The organism is Protofrankia sp. Cr1 (assembly GCF_963555865.1).
GTDB lineage: Bacteria > Actinomycetota > Actinomycetes > Frankiales > Frankiaceae > Protofrankia.
In genome coordinates this window covers 2,440-5,747 of sequence record NZ_CAUVXO010000361.1, presented here as the reverse complement: position 1 = coordinate 5,747, position 3,308 = coordinate 2,440, and the positions used below count along the sequence as shown (strand labels likewise).

At 66.0% G+C, this 3,308-nt stretch carries 2 protein-coding genes and 1 pseudogene; all 3 read right to left on the bottom strand.

The genetic code is table 11. From position 1 onward, the window contains the following. Positions 1-122 precede the first annotated feature (122 nt). Positions 123-1,118: a carbohydrate kinase family protein gene (locus U9980_RS21330; protein WP_322769546.1), complete on the bottom strand. Its 996-nt coding sequence runs from the start codon at positions 1,116-1,118 to the stop codon at positions 123-125. 61 nt (positions 1,119-1,179) lie between these two features. Beyond that, positions 1,180-2,676 (bottom strand): adenosylhomocysteinase, encoded by a 1,497-nt coding sequence (gene ahcY, locus U9980_RS21325; RefSeq protein ID WP_322753847.1) that lies wholly within the window; start codon positions 2,674-2,676, stop codon positions 1,180-1,182. A 12-nt stretch (positions 2,677-2,688) separates the two neighbouring features. Then, positions 2,689-3,127: pseudogene (locus tag U9980_RS21320) on the bottom strand (methionine adenosyltransferase domain-containing protein); the annotation flags it as partial. Between the last annotated feature and the right edge of the window lie 181 nt (positions 3,128-3,308).

Here is a 3,308-nt window from a genome sequence, read left to right as displayed (position 1 = left end):
AAGGCCCGGATAGCCGAAGGCCCGGATAGTGGTGTTCTATCCGGGCCTTCGCGCGGGCGACAGCTCTCACATGTCTGCTTCGCCACGCTGTTCTCGCTGGTTCACCAGGCCCGCACCGGCCGCTATGACAGATCGAGAGCGTGCGACAGAACTGCTTCGATCTCGGCCGCGGCGGCGCCTCCATAGGCGCTGCTCAGCCGCGCCGAGGCGGTACCGGGGTCGAGCCGCCACTCCTGTGGACCCGAGGTCTCCAAGACCAGGGTCGCGATGAGAGAGCCCAGCTGGGCGGCCCGCTCCCAGGCCAGTCCACCCTCGACCCCGGCCAGGAAGCCGGCCCGGAACGCATCGCCGACACCGGTGGGGTCGACAATCTCCGTGGCGGGCACGACGTCGACGTGAATGCTCTTTCCATTGCCGACGAGCAACGCGCCCTTGGCGGACAAAGTAGTGACCCGCAGTTCCACCCGCTCGCCGATCTCCGCCTCGCTCCACCCGGTCCTGCGGATGAGCAGCTCCCATTCGTACTCGTTGGTGAACAGATATTTCGCACCGTCGACGAGGGACCGACACTGGTCGCGGTCGAGCCGCGGAAGCTGCTGAGACGGATCAGCGACAAACGCGATACCCAGCTGTCTGGCCTCGGCGGTGTGGTTGAGCATGGCCTGCGGATCATTGGCGCCCACCAGGACGAGACCGATCCCGCGGTCGGCGGCAATCGGTGCGAGCGAGATGTTCCGTGCCTCGCTCATCGCTCCTGGGTAAAACGACGCGAGCTGGCACTGGTCGTCGTCGGTGGTGCAGGTGAAACGCGCGGTGTATGCGGTGGTGCAGACAAGCAGTCCTGCGCAGTCAACCCGGTGGCGTTCCAGCCAGGCACGATAATCATCGAAATCCTTGCCGACCGCGCCCACCAGTACCGGGTTTTGGCCTAGGACGCCCATGCCGAACGCGATGTTGGCGGCTACGCCGCCGCGACGGATAACGAGGTCGTCGACGAGGAAGCTCAGCGACAACCGGTCGAGGTGAGTGTCGAGAAACTGGTCGGCGAACCTCCCGGGAAAGCGCATCAGATGGTCGGTGGCGATCGAGCCGGTGACAGCGATGGTTCCTGCGGACATGCACTCCCCTTGTACTTCTCAGCAGACGAAGGTGGTCTGGCCGCGGAGCATCAGACACGCCCTAGTAGCGGTAGTGCTCCGGCTTGAACGGCCCCTCGATGTCGACACCGATATAGTCCGCCTGGTCCTTGGTGAGCTTCGTGAGGTCTCCGTTGAGCGCCTGCACGTGGATCATCGCGACCTTCTCGTCGAGAAGCTTCGCCAGCCGGTAGACCTCGCCTGCGTACTCGGTGTGCTTGGTGAACAGCTCGATCTGCGCGATCACCTGGTTGGAGAAGCTGTTACTCATCACGAACGAAGGGTGACCGGTGGCGTTGCCCAGGTTCATGAGCCTGCCCTCGGACAGCACGATGATCGTGTGCCCATCCGGGAAGACCCACTCGTCGACCTGGGGCTTGATGGTGACCTTGCGAATGCCGGCGATGCGGGCGAGGCCGTCCATGTCGATCTCGTTATCGAAGTGACCGACGTTGCCCAGGATCGCCTGGTGCTTCATCCGCGCCATGTGTTCGGCCGTGACGATGCTCTTGTTGCCCGTGGTGGTGATGACGATATCCGCCTTGTCGACGACGTCGTCGAGCCGGGCGACCTGATAGCCCTCCAGCAGTGCCTGCAGTGCGCAGATCGGGTCGATCTCCGTGATGATGACGCGCGCACCCTGGCCGGCGAGCGCCTCGGCCGAGCCCTTACCGACGTCGCCGTAGCCGCAGACGACCGCGACCTTGCCGCCGATCAGTACGTCGGTAGCCCGGTTGAGGCCGTCGATCAGCGAGTGCCTGATGCCGTACTTGTTGTCGAACTTGCTCTTCGTCACCGAGTCGTTGACATTGATTGCCGGGAACAGCAACTCCCCCCGCGCGGCGAGCTGGTAGAGCCGGTGGACCCCGGTCGTGGTCTCCTCGGTGACGCCACGGATGCCGGCTGCGATGTCTGTCCACATCCCAGGCGCGGTGGCCAGCGAGCGGCGCAGTGTCTCGAGGATTATGCGGTACTCGTCGGACACTGTCAGATCATCGTCGCCGACCGTGGGGACCGCACCCGCCTTCTCGAACTCGACTCCCTTGTGGACCAGCAGGGTCGCGTCCCCGCCGTCGTCGAGAATCATGTTGGGGCCGACCGGTTCGCCGTCGTCGGCGGTGAAGGTGAACAGTTGTTCGGTGCACCACCAGTACTCTTCGAGGGTTTCGCCCTTCCATGCGAAGACCGGCACGCCCGTCGGCTCCTGGGGCGTCCCGTCCGGTCCGACGACGGCCGCGGCGGCGGCATGGTCCTGGGTGGAGAAGATGTTGCAGGAGACCCAGCGTACCTGCGCGCCGAGGGCGACCAGGGTCTCGATCAGCACGGCGGTCTGCACGGTCATGTGCAGCGAACCGGCGATGCGGGCGCCGTGCAGTGGGCGAGCCTCGGCATATTCACGGCGCAGCGCCATCAGGCCGGGCATCTCGTGCTCGGCGAGCCGGATCTCCTTGCGCCCGAACTCGGCGAGTCCGAGGTCGGCGACGGCAAAGGAAATGCCGTTGCGGCTGCGATAGATTTCCGGTGTCGTCATGGTGGTCATGCAGGTTCCCTCTCAGGCCATGGTGGACGTGCTGTCGATGGTGGACGTGCTGTCGGTGGTGGTCTTGCTGTCGGTGGTGGTCAGGCCGGCGGCGTCGCGCAGCGCGGCCGCCCGGTCGGTGCGCTCCCACGGTAGGTCGACGTCGGTACGGCCGAAGTGCTCGGCCACCAGCTTTTCGATGAGCCTGCGGGCCACCCGCTCGGTACCGAAGGTCTCGACGAGCATGGGAACCGGGCGCGCCACCCCGATCGCGTACGCAACCTGTACCTCCGCACGTGCCGCGAGCCCGGCGGCCACGACGTTCTTCGCCACGTAGCGTGCCGCATACGCCGCGGGACCGGTCCACCTTAGACGGATCCTTACCCGAGAATGCGCGACCGCTGTGCCGGGCGAACCCGCCGAGGGAAGCCGAAACTCGACCGCCACCGGGTGCGCGGCCAGCCAGGGTACACCGCGCACTGGCCGGGCGCTCTCACTCCTTCGAGGTAGTCGCCAGTCCTGCCTCGAGCAGGTCCATCGCCTTGACGAAGCTGGCCCGCTCCAGTTCAGCGACGATCCCGCTCGCGGTGGCCAGCGTGAGACCGAGCCGCCCGGCGAGGCACCCGACGGTCAGCGGATCCTCCTGCAGGAGC